The organism is Dorea sp. D27, assembly GCF_001185345.1.
Taxonomy (GTDB): domain Bacteria; phylum Bacillota; class Clostridia; order Lachnospirales; family Lachnospiraceae; genus Extibacter.
Genome location: NZ_KQ236743.1, coordinates 430,049 through 444,480, shown reverse-complemented (window position 1 = coordinate 444,480; position 14,432 = coordinate 430,049). Strand labels below are relative to the sequence as shown.

The 14,432-nt window shown below is 46.7% G+C and carries 16 protein-coding genes and 1 pseudogene; 6 read left to right on the top strand and 11 right to left on the bottom strand.

Annotated elements, in window-relative coordinates; genetic code table 11:
- Window positions 1-41: 41 nt before the first annotated feature.
- Window positions 42-2,147: a penicillin-binding transpeptidase domain-containing protein gene (locus tag HMPREF0980_RS02110; protein ID WP_049727489.1), complete on the bottom strand. Its 2,106-nt coding sequence runs from the start codon at window positions 2,145-2,147 to the stop codon at window positions 42-44.
- A gap of 176 nt (window positions 2,148-2,323) precedes the next feature.
- On the opposite strand from HMPREF0980_RS02110, the gene HMPREF0980_RS02105 reads away from it, so the two are divergent.
- Entirely contained in the window at window positions 2,324-3,400 is a 1,077-nt protein-coding gene (locus tag HMPREF0980_RS02105; protein ID WP_049727488.1) for a GGDEF domain-containing protein, read from the top strand.
- Between the two features lie 61 nt (window positions 3,401-3,461).
- Here the strand turns inward: HMPREF0980_RS02105 and HMPREF0980_RS02100 are convergent, their stop codons facing one another.
- Window positions 3,462-4,454, bottom strand: a complete 993-nt coding sequence (locus HMPREF0980_RS02100) for a DnaJ C-terminal domain-containing protein (protein WP_049727487.1) — start codon at window positions 4,452-4,454, stop codon at window positions 3,462-3,464.
- Between the two features lie 175 nt (window positions 4,455-4,629).
- Here HMPREF0980_RS02100 and HMPREF0980_RS02095 point away from each other — a divergent pair, with 175 nt between their 5' ends.
- Entirely contained in the window at window positions 4,630-5,193 is a 564-nt protein-coding gene (locus HMPREF0980_RS02095) for a YdeI/OmpD-associated family protein (RefSeq protein ID WP_049727486.1), read from the top strand.
- Between the two features lie 32 nt (window positions 5,194-5,225).
- Here HMPREF0980_RS02095 and HMPREF0980_RS02090 read toward each other — a convergent pair whose 3' ends face one another.
- The 3 genes from HMPREF0980_RS02090 to HMPREF0980_RS02080 all read right to left on the bottom strand — a co-directional run bounded on the left by HMPREF0980_RS02090 (window position 5,226) and on the right by HMPREF0980_RS02080 (window position 7,287).
- Entirely contained in the window at window positions 5,226-5,804 is a 579-nt protein-coding gene (locus HMPREF0980_RS02090) for a DNA-3-methyladenine glycosylase I (protein WP_049727485.1), read from the bottom strand.
- A gap of 47 nt (window positions 5,805-5,851) precedes the next feature.
- Complete coding sequence (gene rsmH / locus HMPREF0980_RS02085; RefSeq protein WP_049727484.1) at window positions 5,852-6,904, bottom strand: 16S rRNA (cytosine(1402)-N(4))-methyltransferase RsmH; 1,053 nt, start codon at window positions 6,902-6,904, stop codon at window positions 5,852-5,854.
- A gap of 95 nt (window positions 6,905-6,999) precedes the next feature.
- Window positions 7,000-7,287 (bottom strand): hypothetical protein, encoded by a 288-nt coding sequence (locus HMPREF0980_RS02080; RefSeq protein WP_049727483.1) that lies wholly within the window; start codon window positions 7,285-7,287, stop codon window positions 7,000-7,002.
- 264 nt (window positions 7,288-7,551) lie between these two features.
- Between HMPREF0980_RS02080 and HMPREF0980_RS19075 the strand changes: the two genes are divergently transcribed.
- Together HMPREF0980_RS19075 and HMPREF0980_RS02075 are read left to right on the top strand one after the other, a co-directional pair.
- A complete protein-coding gene (locus HMPREF0980_RS19075) occupies window positions 7,552-7,722 on the top strand; it encodes a hypothetical protein (RefSeq protein WP_198146140.1) in 171 nt (56 codons plus the stop codon).
- A 180-nt stretch (window positions 7,723-7,902) separates the two neighbouring features.
- Complete coding sequence (locus tag HMPREF0980_RS02075) at window positions 7,903-9,030, top strand: zinc-dependent alcohol dehydrogenase (protein WP_049727482.1); 1,128 nt, start codon at window positions 7,903-7,905, stop codon at window positions 9,028-9,030.
- Between the two features lie 50 nt (window positions 9,031-9,080).
- On the opposite strand, the gene HMPREF0980_RS02070 is transcribed toward HMPREF0980_RS02075, so the two are convergent.
- The gene (locus HMPREF0980_RS02070; RefSeq protein ID WP_049727481.1) at window positions 9,081-10,394 is read right to left on the bottom strand and encodes an IS30 family transposase; all 1,314 of its coding nucleotides are present in this window, start codon (window positions 10,392-10,394) and stop codon (window positions 9,081-9,083) included.
- Between the two features lie 178 nt (window positions 10,395-10,572).
- Between HMPREF0980_RS02070 and HMPREF0980_RS02065 the strand changes: the two genes are divergently transcribed.
- A complete protein-coding gene (locus HMPREF0980_RS02065) occupies window positions 10,573-11,049 on the top strand; it encodes a flavodoxin (RefSeq protein WP_049727480.1) in 477 nt (158 codons plus the stop codon).
- Window positions 11,050-11,055: 6 nt separating this feature from the next.
- Here HMPREF0980_RS02065 and HMPREF0980_RS20005 read toward each other — a convergent pair.
- The 5 genes and pseudogenes from HMPREF0980_RS20005 to HMPREF0980_RS02040 all read right to left on the bottom strand — a co-directional run.
- Window positions 11,056-11,223: pseudogene (locus HMPREF0980_RS20005) on the bottom strand (GNAT family N-acetyltransferase); the annotation flags it as partial.
- A gap of 180 nt (window positions 11,224-11,403) precedes the next feature.
- Complete coding sequence (locus tag HMPREF0980_RS02055) at window positions 11,404-12,189, bottom strand: EFR1 family ferrodoxin (RefSeq protein ID WP_049727479.1); 786 nt, start codon at window positions 12,187-12,189, stop codon at window positions 11,404-11,406.
- Window positions 12,190-12,205: 16 nt separating this feature from the next.
- Window positions 12,206-12,508 carry a DUF3795 domain-containing protein gene (locus tag HMPREF0980_RS02050; protein ID WP_049727478.1) on the bottom strand — a complete coding sequence of 101 codons (303 nt, stop codon included), beginning with the start codon at window positions 12,506-12,508 and terminating at the stop codon, window positions 12,206-12,208.
- A gap of 15 nt (window positions 12,509-12,523) precedes the next feature.
- Entirely contained in the window at window positions 12,524-12,931 is a 408-nt protein-coding gene (locus HMPREF0980_RS02045) for a DUF3795 domain-containing protein (RefSeq protein ID WP_049727477.1), read from the bottom strand.
- Window positions 12,932-12,975: 44 nt separating this feature from the next.
- On the bottom strand, window positions 12,976-13,587 hold the full coding sequence (locus tag HMPREF0980_RS02040; protein ID WP_242847321.1) for a class I SAM-dependent methyltransferase: 612 nt from the start codon (window positions 13,585-13,587) through the stop codon (window positions 12,976-12,978).
- 389 nt (window positions 13,588-13,976) lie between these two features.
- Between HMPREF0980_RS02040 and HMPREF0980_RS20000 the strand changes: the two genes are divergently transcribed.
- Window positions 13,977-14,051, top strand: coding sequence for a small, acid-soluble spore protein, alpha/beta type (locus tag HMPREF0980_RS20000; protein WP_442855426.1), 75 nt, complete (start codon window positions 13,977-13,979; stop codon window positions 14,049-14,051).
- Window positions 14,052-14,432 lie beyond the last annotated feature (381 nt).

The following is a 14,432-nucleotide window of genomic DNA, read 5'->3' as shown; positions in this document are numbered from 1 at the left end:
TTTAAAGCCAGACTACTTCCGAGACAGAAGCAGCCTGAACCTCAACGTGGCAGATACACATCCAGCACATCTTTATCCTTGCCGACAACATAGCCGCTCCCTCCGATGTCTTTCACATCCTCGACCATGCTTACGACCAGTATCGGCCTTTCATACTCTTTATCCGGCGTTAATACCGCAAACCATCCAAGCTCCGTTCCGGCAGTATCTTCTTTTGAATCCTTGATTTCCGCTGTGCCGGTCTTTCCTGCCAGGATGATATCCTCTCTGTGAGCCGCGTATCCGGTGCCGTTGGAATCATTAACGACCTTTTTCATCCCTTCCAGCACCCGGCCCGCTGCCTCGGGTGTGCATGCGTCTTGTATCCAGATTTCCTTCTTCGGCTCCTCCTCATACCGCAGATACGGCTTGATCATATTGCCGTCATTGCAGAAGGATGTATAGATGCCTGCCAGATGCAGCGGATTGACGAGCACCTGCCCCTGGCCGTAACCGCTGTCGGCAAGCTGAATCTCAGTCTCAATCTTCTCTGTGTTAGAATATTGTGAGACGGACATTGATATCTCAAAAGGCAATTCCTTTCCAAAACCGATTTTCTGCAGGGATTCCTGCAATTCTTCCGCCCCGATTTTCAGTGCGGCTTTTGCAAAATAGATATTGTCGGAATAGATCAGCGCGTTTTCCAGCACAGCAGGTGAATATGCATGGAGCGTAGTCACGTGATAAGACCCCCATGACGCATCCTTCTGCCAGCTAAGCCCTTCTTTCCCAAAGTCTTCCTCCGGATCTATCGCCCCCGAATCCAGACCGATGGAAGCGGTGACCGGCTTAAACGTAGAACCCGGGCTCCACACCTGGCGGAAGCGGTTGTACAGCGGTTTCTTCTCGTCCTCATTGAGCGCCGTCCATTCCTCATCCGTCATCCCCATTATAAAACCGTTGCTGTCATAGGAAGGCGTACTGACAAGCGCCAGCACTTCTCCTGTATATGGATTCATGGCGACGGAGCAGCTTTTATCCTCTTCAAACTGTTCATACAGGGCAGACTGGATCTCAGCGTCCACCGTAAGCTTTATGTCCTGTCCGTCCTCTACCATAACGTTCGCAAGCACTTTCTTCAGATTCCCGTCACTATCCATCATATTGATACTGTATCCGTCGTTGCCTTTTAATTCCTTCTCGTACAGCCCTTCTATACCACTCCTACCGATAACGCTGTTCGATGCATATCCCTCCCCGGCATGCTCCTCGAGGTCTTCTGCCGTTACGCCCTGGACATAGCCTGTCAGATGTGCGGCCGCTTCTTTCAGCGGATATTCCCGCACTTCTACATCTGTAATCATGACGCCGGGGACAGTAAGGAGCTTTTCCTGCCTCCTGGCTTCCACGGCTGCCTCATCATCCGGATCCACTGCCAGCAGATCCAATTCGCTCACTTTAGCCACCGTCTTGACCGGGACAAAGGAATCTTCCTTCACCCATTGTGCATCCAGCTTTTTCTCTATCGCCTCCGGCTCAAGAGCGAGCAGTTCTGCTACCTCTTCCACCGCGCGTTCTCTGTCCTCCAGCTTGCCAGGTACGATTCCTACGGAAGAAGCCGTCCCCTTTCCTGCAAGGACACGGTCGTTCCGGTCCAGAATCCGCCCTCTTTCCGCCTGCGTTACAGACACTTTGATCTTGTCATCCGCTTCGAGGCCGGGGAAGATAAGGCTGTCCTTCCATACAAGGCGGCAGCCGTCTCCTTCTTTTACAAACGTGGCCTCGTTATCAAAACTGATATTTCCGGCCACGGTGTCAAATGAAGCATGGTATTTTACCGCTCTCTTGCCTTCGTCATACTCTGTTACTTTGATGACCATGTCCTCTGTCCCAATCCCCTCATATATGGCGGAATTGCGTGTTATGAACTCTTCTTCGCTTATATTCCGGGCCGTCTCCTTATCCAGCATCGCATACATTTTCCCATATTCCTTTTCTGGGATATGGTTCATGTATTCGGCCAGAAGTTCCTGAGGCGTCTCCCTGCCCCTGCCGGAGCTGAAATATATGACGGCAGAAATGGCGCAGGCTGTTAAGATTATCCCCGCAGCGGCCGATAGTATCAATATAGGTTTACTTTTTTTGTGTGTGTTGTTTCTGTACCGCATACTTCCCTCCCTGAAAGTAATATTTCAGAACTGTTATATAGTAATGCCTGATTTTATTATCTTTTTATGCTCTTTTCTAAATCTTACACTTGTAGTATTTCCGTGTCAAGTTTTTTCGCATCCATACCATAATATGGACGCGCTTATATTATCTGTATGAACGAAGGGGGATTTACATGAATTATCTGAAGAAGTTTTTCAGAGGGCTGCTCGAAGAAATGTTTGTAAATATGACAAACAGGCTCTGTGTGCAGCTTCGCCTGTTCTGTATTGCCGGCGCGGGCATCTCCATTATTATGACTGTCTTAAATATGATAAAGGCAGAATACCGCCTGGGCCTTGAGACCGGCATCAGTGCAGTCTTCTGTATCGTCATCTATCTGTACACGAAGAAAACCGGCAGATATCTGGCGGGTTCCCTCTGTATGGCCTTTATTCTGCTCGGTATGTTCACGCTCTACGTCGTAGGCGGGCTTGTGGAAGGCTTTGCCGCCCTCTGGTTCTGCCTGTTCCCGTTTATCTGCTTCTTTATCCTGCAGATGAAGCCGGCCATCCTGTTCAGCGGTATCGGCCTGTCTGTCCTAATTGCATTATTATGGACTCCGCTGCAACACACCCTTCCCCCGGTATACACGCAGAATTTTCTGCTTCGGTTTCCGTTTCTCTACGTCGGCAACTTTGTATTTTCACTTGCCCTGAACGGATTTTATGTCTATACGTACGGCAGGCTCCTGCAGCTGAATCAGAAGTTTGAATACCTGTCCAACCAGGACGGGCTCACGAAACTGTCAAACCGCATATATCTGGAGCAGTACAAGCAGAACCTATTGGAAAAGGGAAGCGCCGAACTTCATGCGCTGATGCTGGACGTGGACTTCTTCAAACAGTATAACGACACGTATGGCCACATGGCAGGCGATGAAGTGCTCAAGTCTGTGGCGGGCGTCATCCTCAGGCTTTCCGCCGGGTCCGAATCCATTGCCGTGCGTTACGGCGGAGAAGAGTTCTTAGTCTTACTGCAGGAAGCCGGCAAAGAGGAAGCGGCTGCGTTTGCGGAGAAGCTGCTGCATGAAATCCACAATCTGAAGATTCCACACGTCGCAGGAGACGGGTACGTCAGTGTCAGCATCGGAATCAGCAGCCGGAAAGTAACCAGTGAGGAGCAGTTTATGAATCTGCTGAACGAAGCCGACAAAGCGCTCTACTGCGCAAAGCAAAGCGGAAGGAACTGCGTGTCGGGAAAGCTGGTTTAATGTACAGGGACAATACGGCAGTCCCTCACTTACCAGCTGCATCCCCATACAGCTACACAGACTATGACGCGCTGTTCTTTTTCCTTCCGTGACCGCCTGACCTACACGCCTGTTCAAATTCCTTCAGCTTCTGTCTGGCCTCCTGGCTTAAGTTCTTCGGGACTTCAATCTGTACTGTCACATATTGGTCGCCGTGGGATTTATTGTTCTTCATGGATACGATCCCTTTGCCTTTGAGACGTATCTTTGTCCCCGACTGGGTCCCTTCCCGAATCTTGCAGATTACATCTCCATAAAGCGTCGGTACGCGTACTTCACCGCCGAATACGGCCGTCGTAAACGGTACGGATGCTGTCGTAAACACATCCTGGCCCTTCCGCTCAAATCCGTGCTTTCCGCCAACTTGCACTTTTAAAAGCAAATCGCCGCATGCACCTCCGTTAACACCGGGCATGCCTTTACCTCTGAGCCGGATGCTCTTGCCGCTCTCTATGCCCGCGGGTATGTGGACCTGAAGAGACTGTACCGCCCCGCCGCCTTTCTCCATGTCCTGAAAACTGATAATCTTATCACAGCCAAATACTGCTTCATCAAAACTAACGGACACCTCTGCCCGTATATCGGCACCTTTCGCCCGGAACTCTGACCGTCCGAAGCCATTTTCCCTAAAGCCGTCATAAGCATAGCCGCCTGATTTGCCACCTCGGAAGATGTCGCCAAAAATATCACCAAAGATGTCGTCCATATTACCGTTCTCATAATGGTACTCCCTGTATGCGCCGCCTGTGTCTGCAGCACCGCCGGCACCTGCCCCCGGCCCGCTTCCGTCAAAGGCGACATGGCCGAACTGGTCATACAGGTTCCGCTTCTCCGGATCGCTCAATATCGTGTATGCCTCTGTTATCTCCTTAAATCTCTGCTCTGCCTGTGCGTCACCGGCATTCGTGTCAGGATGGTACTTCTTCGCCAGCTTCCTGTATGCCTTCTTTATTGCGGCATCTTCTGCTTTCTTATCAATTCCAAGAATATCATAATAATCTCTTTTTACTGCCATTGTCATCACCTCACTGCCTTTTTTGCAGTTATTACATTTGTTCTATATGTAATATAACATTTATTTTTCCGCAAGTCAATCAGATTTTGGGAAGATTCTGCTTCCTCTAACGTCATGCAGCATGGTATAATTAACAAATTACTGTTTCATTTTTTGCAAAACAGGAGGGGCAATTATGAATGAACCTTTGCATTTTAAAACACGTGATGAGTTCAGACGCTGGCTGGAGGATAACTGCACGTCAGGCGACGGTGTCTGGCTGCTGTTCGGTAAGACGCGGGAGCTGATGACGGTAAAAGCGGGCGAAGCGCTGGAAGAAGCGCTCTGTTTCGGCTGGATCGACGGACTGATGAAACGCATTGATGACGTATCCTATGTCAAATACTTTTCTGCACGCAGAAGCGACAGCAAGTGGTCTTCCAAGAATAAGGCGTTAGCAGAAGATCTGATTCAGCGTGGATTGATGACCGACTATGGCCTGGCGAAAATTGAAGAGGCAAAGAAAAACGGCAGATGGGACAAGCCGGCCGGCCCTGCAGCCGTCACTGAGGAACAGCTTGCGATGGTAGCCGGCCTGCTGAAAGAGCACGGACAGGCATATTCTAATTTTCAGAGGATGTCTCCGTCTGTTCAGAAGACGTATACGAGAGCATACCTGGATGCCAAGACCGAGGCAGGACGCTCCAAACGCCTTGCATGGATGGTCGGACGCCTGGAGAAGAATTTAAAACCGATGTGATATCCTTAAGCCCCGTCCTTCAGAGCATTTTATCAAATGTTCGGAACGCGCCCTGCCACGTCCTCGTAACGGAAGCACTCCTTCACGTGGTCATTGATAATCCCGCACGCCTGAAGATGGGAGTATACGGTGATGGAGCCGAGGTACTTGAATCCCCTCTTCTTCAGGTCCCGGCTGACTTCATCAGACAGCCCGTTTCTTGCCGGCAGCTCTCCGCTTTCATGCCCCTCATAGAAGATGGTCTTCCCGTCCGAAAACCTCCAAAGATATGCGCTGAAAGAGCCGAACTCTTCCCGCACCTTCTGAAAGCACCGGGCGTTGTGGATTACTGCCTCTATTTTACGCCTGGATCTTATCATCCCTTCTGTCTGCATAATCCTTTCGATATCGTCCTCTTCATATAGGGCTACTTTCTCGTAGTCAAATCCGTCAAAACAGTCGCGGAAGATTTCCCTTTTCTGTATCATCATATTCCAGTTCAGTCCGCACTGCATCACTTCCATCATTAAAAATTCAAACTGCCTGCCGTCGTCATGAAGCGGTATGCCCCACTCTTCATCGTGGTATTTTACCATCTTCTCGTTACAAAGGCACCATTTACAACGTTCCATCCCGTCTCCTTTTCTCTGCTGTACATTAACCCACACCGATGCGTCTGTCAGTCTGCCCGGACTGCCCACCGCATCTTCGTCGAGCGGGCGCGTCCATTCTGCCTGCACTCCTCCAGTGACGGCCGTATGATCTCACGTGATATCTCTTTGTATGTTCCGCTTCGTTCCATTTCCTTAAACGACTTCTTCACAAGGCGGTCCTCACCTGAATGGAATGTCAGTATTGCCACCCTGCCGCCTGGTGCCAGTATATCCGGCAGCTTTTCTAAAAACGAGTACAAGGCCTCGAACTCGTTATTAACGTCAATGCGAAGCGCCTGGAACGTTCTCTGGCTCGATTTCTTAACTGCCTCATACCGTTCTTTATCCGGCAGGAACGCAAGCGCCTCGCCAATCGTCTCATAAAGCTGTGTCGTCGTGTCGATTGCCCCGCCTCTTTTCATCTTCCTCGTGACTGCTTCCGCGATCTCAGCACTGTAAGGCTCATCCGAATTCTCTATAAGCATCCCCTGCAGCTCTTCCTGCGTCATCTCCCTGAGCCTCTGCGCGGCGCTTTTGCCCTCCTGAGGATTCATGCGCAAATCCAGGGGGCCTTCTGCTTTATACGTAAATCCCCGGTCCGGGTTGTCGATCTGCATAGAAGAGACGCCCAGGTCCGCAAGCACAAAGTCAAATAAACCAGCTTCACGGGTTATCTCGTCGATATCGGCAAAGTTCTGCTGCCGGATTGTGAGGATATCCGGCCCATATCCCATTTTTTCCAGCCGCCTTGCTGTCTTTGACGACTCGATTGGGTCTACATCCAAAGCGTACAGATGACCCTGCCCTTTGAGGCATTCCAGCATCTTCGCACTGTGTCCGCCGTATCCAAGGGTAGCGTCAAGCCCTTTCTGACCGGGCTGTATCTGAAGAAAATCCAGAATCTCCCGCACACAGATAGAGATGTGCATGCCGGCGGGCGTACTGCCCTTCCGGATGACTCTGGATACTGTATCAGAATATCTCTCCGGCTGATGCTCCTTGTATTTCTCTTCGTATCTCTTTGGATATGCGCCCGAATATCGTGGGCGGCGCTTGTGCTTTTTCTCTTGTTTTTCCATTATTACCATCCTCTGAATCTGCTGCCGTATGTCCACTGTCCTTATATCTTATCATATTTCGGTTTGGTTTGCCAATTGCAAAGGTAGCGGCGTGTCTACTCCTTGGTCAAGTCAAACTGTTTTAAAATCTCATAAGCATCGATCATGCCTGCCATATAGGCATTCACGCGGTAATCGTACTCGGTTTCATCTTTCCTTGAAACCAAGGTCTCCACCACAGTCCTCTGCTCTTCTGTCAAGTCCAGCTCCTTCATCGCTTTGTGCGCTTCTTTCTCCTCTTCAAGCCTGTTCTGGAATTCTCTGTCATTTTCCAGCAGTTCATCCAATGTCCGGTTCTTCATACTGTCAGCAGCCAGTTTGACCAGTTCTTTAATATTACTCATATGACTCTCCTCTGGTAAAATTTGTTGTTCTTGATACTACTATCTTACCCTGTGATAGCATTCTTATCCTGAGACTTTTTCTATGTTCACATTATATTATGCCGTCATATTGACGTCAATATAATTCAACCGTCTTTCCGACTATATGATGCCGGCACTATATTGTATTATTTTACATTTTACGCCGTCACCTAGACGTCAGTTCGGAATATTGCCGTCAATTAGACGGTATAATAACCACAAATTCTTTTTGGAGGTTCTATTATGCCATCTGATATTGTAAAATTTACGGTCAGGACAGACGCCCAGCTGCTCAAGATGTTCCGCTATGTCGCGGAATATAATGCACGTTCTGCCAACCGGGAATTAGAAGTCTTAATGAAAAAGCATGTCGCAGAGTTCGAGAATAAGCATGGGAAGATAGAGTTAGAATAAACGAAGGAGATTGCCGGAATGTATGGCAGTCTCCTTTTCCGTTATCCAGCCGCAATGTCCGAACTGCAGCAAGACTGGGCCTGCTTTTGCGATGAAGTGAATATCCTACGACAGATTTTCCGGGTATAGATCTGCTTTATCTACAGATAATATTTTCAAATGATAACAGGGGGGATTGCAATGAAAGCTGTCGTATTTGATGGACTGCAGAAGGTCGAATGCAGAACGGTAGAGGATCCGAAGATAGAAAAAGAGGACGATATTATAGTAAAGGTCACTTCCGCCGCTATCTGCGGCTCAGATCTTCATCTGGTGCATGGCCTGGTAAAAGGGATGTATGACGGATATGTCCTGGGCCATGAAACAATGGGAATCGTCGAAGAGGTTGGAAAGGAAGTTAAAAATCTCAAAAAAGGGGACAGGGTGGTAATTCCTTTCCCCGTCGCATGCGGGCACTGCGAATATTGTGATAAAGGAGAAAACAGCCAGTGTGATAATTCTAATGACTATGCGGAATCGGGCGGATTGTTCGGCTATAGCAAATATCATGGCAATTACGCCGGCGGCCAGGCAGAGTATATCCGGGTTCCATATGCCAACGTAGGACCGAAAAAGGTACCCGATGAACTGACGGACGAGCAGGTCCTATTCGTCACAGACGTCCTGCCCACTTCCTATTGGGGCACAGAAATCGCTGACGTGAAGGCCGGGGATACGGTTGCTGTATTGGGGTGCGGCCCTATAGGATTGATGACGATCAAGTGGTGTATTCAGAAAGGGGCCGGCAGAATCATCGCTGTCGACCGTGTAGGCTACCGCCTGGAGCACGCAAGAGGCTATGGCGTAGAAGCCCTGAATTTTGAAGAATTTGAACAGGTAGGGGAACATATAAAAGAGATCACGCACGGAGGGGCTCATTCCGTCATCGATTGCGTGGGGCTGGACGGCAAGACCTCGGTCATGGAAAAGATAGAAACTGCGCTCAAATTGCAGGGAGGTTCAAAGTCAGCGATAGAGACGGCTTCTCAGTGCATCCGGAAAACCGGCACGGTAGCGTTTGTCGGAGTCTATGGCAATAAATATAACAACTTCCCTCTTGGAAACTTCTTTTCCAAGAATATCTCTTTAAAGATGGGTCAGTGCCCTGCCACAAGATACGTTGATCTGATGCTGGAGAAAATCCAAAAAGGAGAATTTGATGCGACAGACATCATAACCCACAAGCTTTCTCTAGAAGAAGGAAGCCATGCTTACAGCATCTTTGATAAAAAAGAGGAGGACTGTATCAAAGTCATTTTAAAGCCGTAATTCTTTATGTAAGATTAAATTCGGTGGTGGATTCCGTCCTGGTCATGGCTCTATTTTTTTAGCAACGATGACTTCAAAGATACTTGATCCGGTCGGATCTCTTTTAACCTGAGCAGCTTATGAAGCTTGCTGTCCAGGAGAAGCTCAGACAGTCTGAATGGGGTGCATCCATTCAGGCTGTCTCTTGCTTCGCTGTTGATATGATTCATAAGGAGCTCAGCATCAGCCTGGTCATATAAATCCAAACTTTCTCCCTTAGGAATCACATAACGAATGTATTCGTGGTTCTTTTCAAGCATCCCTTTCTGCCGGGAGGCATTCGGATTGCAATAAAACATTCTTGTCCTGATTTCACCAGCCTTATCACATTCCATGCGCACTGGAAATTGAAATTCGATCCCGTTGTCGGTCAGGATGACGGGGAAAAGCTCTCGAAATGTTTCGATTCCCAGTTTTTCACTTAGCGTATCAAGCACTTCAATCACATGGTCTTGTGTTTTTTCTTCCAGAACGAAAATCAACATCAGGGAACAGTTCCGAAAGAGCATTGTCATAAAAGCCTGTCTGCTGTTATCACGTCCCCCTTCCACCGTATCAAGCTCAACGACAGGGGACTGAGGGTGGGCCTTCATATATTTTTGGAAGTCTTCATAGGTCCTGCCCATCCGGAATTCCTTGGCGGCAAGGCTGACCCGGGTTCCTTTTTTGCGTGGCTTGCATTTATAACGTACTTTCCGCCGCATATCTATGTTCCTGGCGGTAAATATGCCTTGATCAATGTAGTTATATAGCGTTTTACGGCTACAAGGGATTTCATGTCCATGAAAGGCATAAATATGTGCAAGAGACTGCCCCTTTTTTAGCAAGGGAGAGATCAAATCATCAAGCAAGGCAATATCGGCAGGATGCTGATTAATACCGGAACGGCAGGATACCAGCAGCCCATGTGAGGATTCATCTGCATTCTGAGCCATATAGAAGGCTTTGTTTTTGTTACAGGTTCTAATCCTGGCACAGTGATTGCATACGTACGGCGCCTTCGTAATGGCAGGACATCGCGGTTCCATGTACTCCGGGCATAAGGGATAGCATATGGGGATCTGGAGCCGGGTATCAAAACAGTATTTGCAGACTTTCACACAATTGGGCTTGTCACAAAGGAAGCGTAGGGAACATTCTTTAAATCTCGCACACCGGAGAGGATGCCTTGGATCCGTTTCCCGCTTTTGGAAGGTACGGTATTTCTTCACTTCCTTTGCAATGGTGCTGGGATGCTTGTCTATCTTTCGAGCGATTGCAGCAAAAGAGAGTCCATCATTCAGTCCTTTTCCAGAGGAATCCACTAGCCAATATAACCATAGCATATTCCGTGTAAGAGTAAAATCGTCAATCACGAATTTAAATGGTGAATCAAGAATTAACTATTACATTTTACTACAATTTTCAAAATTCCTATTGACTTGAAGTGAACTTCAAGTTGTATATTCAACTTGTAGACAGCGGAATAACCGCAACCAACGTTACAATACAAGGAGGATTCTTATGAGCAAATCATTAGTGGCGTACTTTAGCGCAAGTGGTGTAACAAAAAGACTGGCAGAAAGGCTGGCAGATGAGATTGGAGCAGATATGTTTGAAATTCAGCCAGAGACACCTTACACAGATGCAGATCTGGACTGGCAGAACAGAAACAGCAGAAGTTCCATCGAAATGAATGACCGAAGCTGCCGTCCGGCAATGCGTACTAAAATAACAGATATGGCACAGTATGATGTCATATTCGTCGGATTCCCGATCTGGTGGTACAGAGAACCGTCTATCATCGACACTTTCATGGAATCCTGTGATTTCAGCGGCAAGTCCGTTATCCCTTTCGCAACATCCGGCGGAAGCGGCATGGGCAGTTCCGGCAGAAACATGGCAGCTCTTGCACCCGATGCAAAAGTATCAGACGGCAAATGCTTTCCCGTAAGCGTATCCGGCAAGGAGCTTTCGGACTGGGCGGCAAAATGGCTGTAACTATCGTTATTTCTGTATCACATAACGGCTTTTTTCAGAATCAGCCAGCTCAAAACCGCAGGATAATAATGTTCTTTCAGATGCCTTGTTATTCTCATCGATATCGGCGGTAATCCTAAGGGCATCCGGGAAAGCAAAGATTTTATCAACAAGCAGGGAAACCATATTTTTACCTAGTCCTCCGCCACATTACAATGAGGTATGTTAACCATTGAAATTCCCCATTGCGCTCCTTTATCTCGTTCATCCACTCTTCAATCGTAACACCGAGATGGGGAATTTCATATCACCTCTTCACGTGCTCTTAATTCAGTCAGGTCTCTACCAGCGGAATATCACTGTCCTTTAGTAATCTTAACTCCAGCATTGCTCGTCTCCTTCTATATATTTCTCTATTGAGCATTGTTCATACAGCTTCTTACCCAACAGCGTAATTGCCTGCTTTGGGCAATGATTCACGCACCGGTAGCACATGGTGCATTTTCCTTGCTGCCGGGCTTTTTTCGACTGTAGTGATATATTCTCCATCGGACAGGCGGATACGCATATTCCGCACCCGATGCATTTCTCTCTGTCAATATGCAGCTTATCCGTATACTTCTTAGTCTTATTATAAAAGTACAATCTCTGACCGAATAAGCCTGCCATATGATACCAAAAGCCAAGTCCTTCCCTCACAGGCGTGCCTTGCTTTAGACTCTCTGCTGCTTTCTTTATCTTATTCTCCGCTTCTTTTACAAGAAGATGATTTTGTTCCTTCGTTCTTTTCAGCGCCTTTTCATCCCCGATACAATCCGGCATTTTCAGATGAAGCCCGCCTGAAATACAAGCTCCGCATTTTGCAAGCAGCCTTGCAGAACACCCCGCTCCATCCCCACTGAATAATCCCATGGTCGCAATAATGAATATCTTCTTTCCTGAAAATATTGATTGATTGCTGTCTATAAAATCGTACACTATTTTCGGCAGATTGCTAAAATATACCGGATACGCGAATACGATTTCTTCGTTTTGCTTTACCGCGGCGGCTGCCTGCACGTCTTCAATGGGAAATGCCTCTGCTCTGCCTTCATAACAGGTTAAAAACTTCTCCACACAGAATTTTGTATTACCTGTACCGCTGAAATATATACCAACCATCCAAAACCTTCTTCCTTTATTCTTTTCCCCGGCCTCCAGAACTTAAATTATTCATCTGCATATTATAATCGGCCGCATTTTCTTCCGGTGTTTTTGTCGGGTCATCACGCTCATAGCGGCCGCATGGCAATTCCGCACACTGTCCGCAATGCTCGTATTTTCTTTGATTATTACAGCATTCAAAAATATCACAGCAGCTTTCCCCCGTGTACTCCAGCCAGTATACCTTTCCTTTTATCTCCCGGCATCCCCGGCACTCTGCTGGATAATACTCACAATCAGAGCATATCATACCGCAGCAGCTCATCTTTTTTTCCATATTCATTTCTCCTCATTACACTTTATACTGGCACTCGCTGCACTCCGCATCATGGATTGATATAATCCCACCACATTCCGGACACGTATACCTCTCTTTTTGCCGTTCTAAAAATGCGGCCAGCCCATAATCCTTAACCATCCGGCTGTTTTCCGTCAGGCTGGCACGATAACGGGTATTATAACTTTTCTCCAACCGCGTTATCTGCTTACACGGATATTCGGTACATTCAAAACAATATGTAATCTGCTGCTTTGTCACACAATCTTTTATCCTGCACTTTCTACAGTGCTCCGGTTTTCCCATGTCACATTTCAAACATCCTGCACATGGCTTTTTATGATAGCAGTGCTTATAACAAACGAGACAGTTCATCCCGCAGGGCGCAAACATGGCTGGTTCTATCTTTTCTGGCATCTTCATATCCAATCGCTCCTATTCCCATTTTACGTCTGGCAAAATGGCATTCATTTTCCTGCTGTGAAAAATAACACGCTGCCTGTCGTGTACGATTCCATATCAGTAAATCCAGCCAGTTCAAAGAATAACCGAATTTCTTTTTGATCATACACTCTCACGTCGCCCGTTTTTGAAATTGGATACACCACCACATTGGCGAGCCACCGTACCACGGGCGAGAAATTCGGTTCGGCAATAAAGACTCTTCCATTTTTCTTTAAGACCCGCATACATTCATTGGCAAACACCTGGGGCGTCTCAAAATGATGGAAGGCGCAGGATACCGTTATGACATCCATACTCTCGTTTTCAAAACCGAGAGGGGTGCAGGGACTCACTGCGAAAGTACAATCCGGATATCTTTCTCTGGCAACGGCAATCATGCTCTCCGAAATGTCAATGCCAAATGCATTGACTCTAGCCTTTTTGGAAAGTTCTCCGAGCAGATACCCATTACCGCAGGCAACGTCCAGGATATTATCCCCATCCCCGATTGCAGCCTTTTTAATGATTTCATTTTTATGGGGCCTTGTATAATTTCCCTCCGGGGCATTATCATATTCCCACGCCATCTTATTATATACTTTTTGTGACTGTTCCGTCTTTTTCCCCACATCCATTCCTCCAAAATTCTGTTTTCTAGTGAGTTCAGTTTACTACATTTAGGATAAACTGTCTATGACAAGGACACTATTAGGGCTTTGGGCGGCCCGCTCAAAAGCCATTCGTATTATTTTATTACTTTATAAGAAGTATGGCTATCGTTGAACAATTACGTGCAAGAATAAAAGCCGTAGATGTTACTCTACGGCTAGTGCACTAAGCATATAGTCAATTAAAACTATTGACTATATGCTTATTTTTATTATAGTAAGGGATAGGCGAAAGAGCTGCGTCTTGGGGCTTTGCTCCCGCGGATTAGTCTTGTACATACCAAGTATCGTTATCTGTCGAAAAATAATCGTAAAAATTATAGCGATTCTTATTGTATGTTATAGATTCAACTTGAGTGGCATTTCCTGTATTGTCTGTTTCAGTTGGTGGTTATATGGTTAAGAAAATGATTGAGCAGCAAGAAAATTAGGTACTACATATTTTCTTAGAAATTTCAATAATTTCCTCAGTGAATTTGTCTTTAGGTTCAGGGAATTTTAAAAAAATGCTTAAATAAAACAGTGTAAATACAGAAAAGCATACAGTCTGTCACAAAAACAACTTACTGATATGGTAAGAATCTCTGCAACCCATATGAGCCATATAGAAACAGAAACACCAAGTTAAGCCTTGCTGTGCTGGTTAAAATAGACGATTCTTTATCTGTTTCGACGGATGCTCTTCTTTTCAATGCTCACCAAGTGAACAGAACAATAATGACAAATGAAATCAGTGATATTCTCAGTTCATGTAAACCACACGAATTGAAAATTATAACAGATGTGATAAAATCACTTAAAATTTTATTAGA

What these genes read in the sequence shown, in the direction of transcription:
- HMPREF0980_RS02095 (WP_049727486.1), top strand. Translation starts at nt 4,630, where the DNA reads ATGAATGAACCTTTGCATTTTAAAACACGTGATGAGTTCAGACGCTGG.
- HMPREF0980_RS02050 (WP_049727478.1), bottom strand. Translation starts at nt 12,508, where the DNA reads ATGGAAAAAAAGATGAGCTGCTGCGGTATGATATGCTCTGATTGTGAG.
- HMPREF0980_RS02105 (WP_049727488.1), top strand. Translation starts at nt 2,324, where the DNA reads ATGAATTATCTGAAGAAGTTTTTCAGAGGGCTGCTCGAAGAAATGTTT.
- HMPREF0980_RS02100 (WP_049727487.1), bottom strand. Translation starts at nt 4,454, where the DNA reads ATGGCAGTAAAAAGAGATTATTATGATATTCTTGGAATTGATAAGAAA.
- HMPREF0980_RS02075 (WP_049727482.1), top strand. Translation starts at nt 7,903, where the DNA reads ATGAAAGCTGTCGTATTTGATGGACTGCAGAAGGTCGAATGCAGAACG.
- HMPREF0980_RS02070 (WP_049727481.1), bottom strand. Translation starts at nt 10,394, where the DNA reads ATGCTATGGTTATATTGGCTAGTGGATTCCTCTGGAAAAGGACTGAAT.
- HMPREF0980_RS19075 (WP_198146140.1), top strand. Translation starts at nt 7,552, where the DNA reads ATGCCATCTGATATTGTAAAATTTACGGTCAGGACAGACGCCCAGCTG.
- HMPREF0980_RS02090 (WP_049727485.1), bottom strand. Translation starts at nt 5,804, where the DNA reads ATGGAACGTTGTAAATGGTGCCTTTGTAACGAGAAGATGGTAAAATAC.
- HMPREF0980_RS02065 (WP_049727480.1), top strand. Translation starts at nt 10,573, where the DNA reads ATGAGCAAATCATTAGTGGCGTACTTTAGCGCAAGTGGTGTAACAAAA.
- HMPREF0980_RS02110 (WP_049727489.1), bottom strand. Translation starts at nt 2,147, where the DNA reads ATGCGGTACAGAAACAACACACACAAAAAAAGTAAACCTATATTGATA.
- HMPREF0980_RS02045 (WP_049727477.1), bottom strand. Translation starts at nt 12,931, where the DNA reads ATGAAGATGCCAGAAAAGATAGAACCAGCCATGTTTGCGCCCTGCGGG.
- rsmH (WP_049727484.1), bottom strand. Translation starts at nt 6,904, where the DNA reads ATGGAAAAACAAGAGAAAAAGCACAAGCGCCGCCCACGATATTCGGGC.
- HMPREF0980_RS02080 (WP_049727483.1), bottom strand. Translation starts at nt 7,287, where the DNA reads ATGAGTAATATTAAAGAACTGGTCAAACTGGCTGCTGACAGTATGAAG.
- HMPREF0980_RS02055 (WP_049727479.1), bottom strand. Translation starts at nt 12,189, where the DNA reads ATGGTTGGTATATATTTCAGCGGTACAGGTAATACAAAATTCTGTGTG.
- HMPREF0980_RS02040 (WP_242847321.1), bottom strand. Translation starts at nt 13,587, where the DNA reads ATGGATGTGGGGAAAAAGACGGAACAGTCACAAAAAGTATATAATAAG.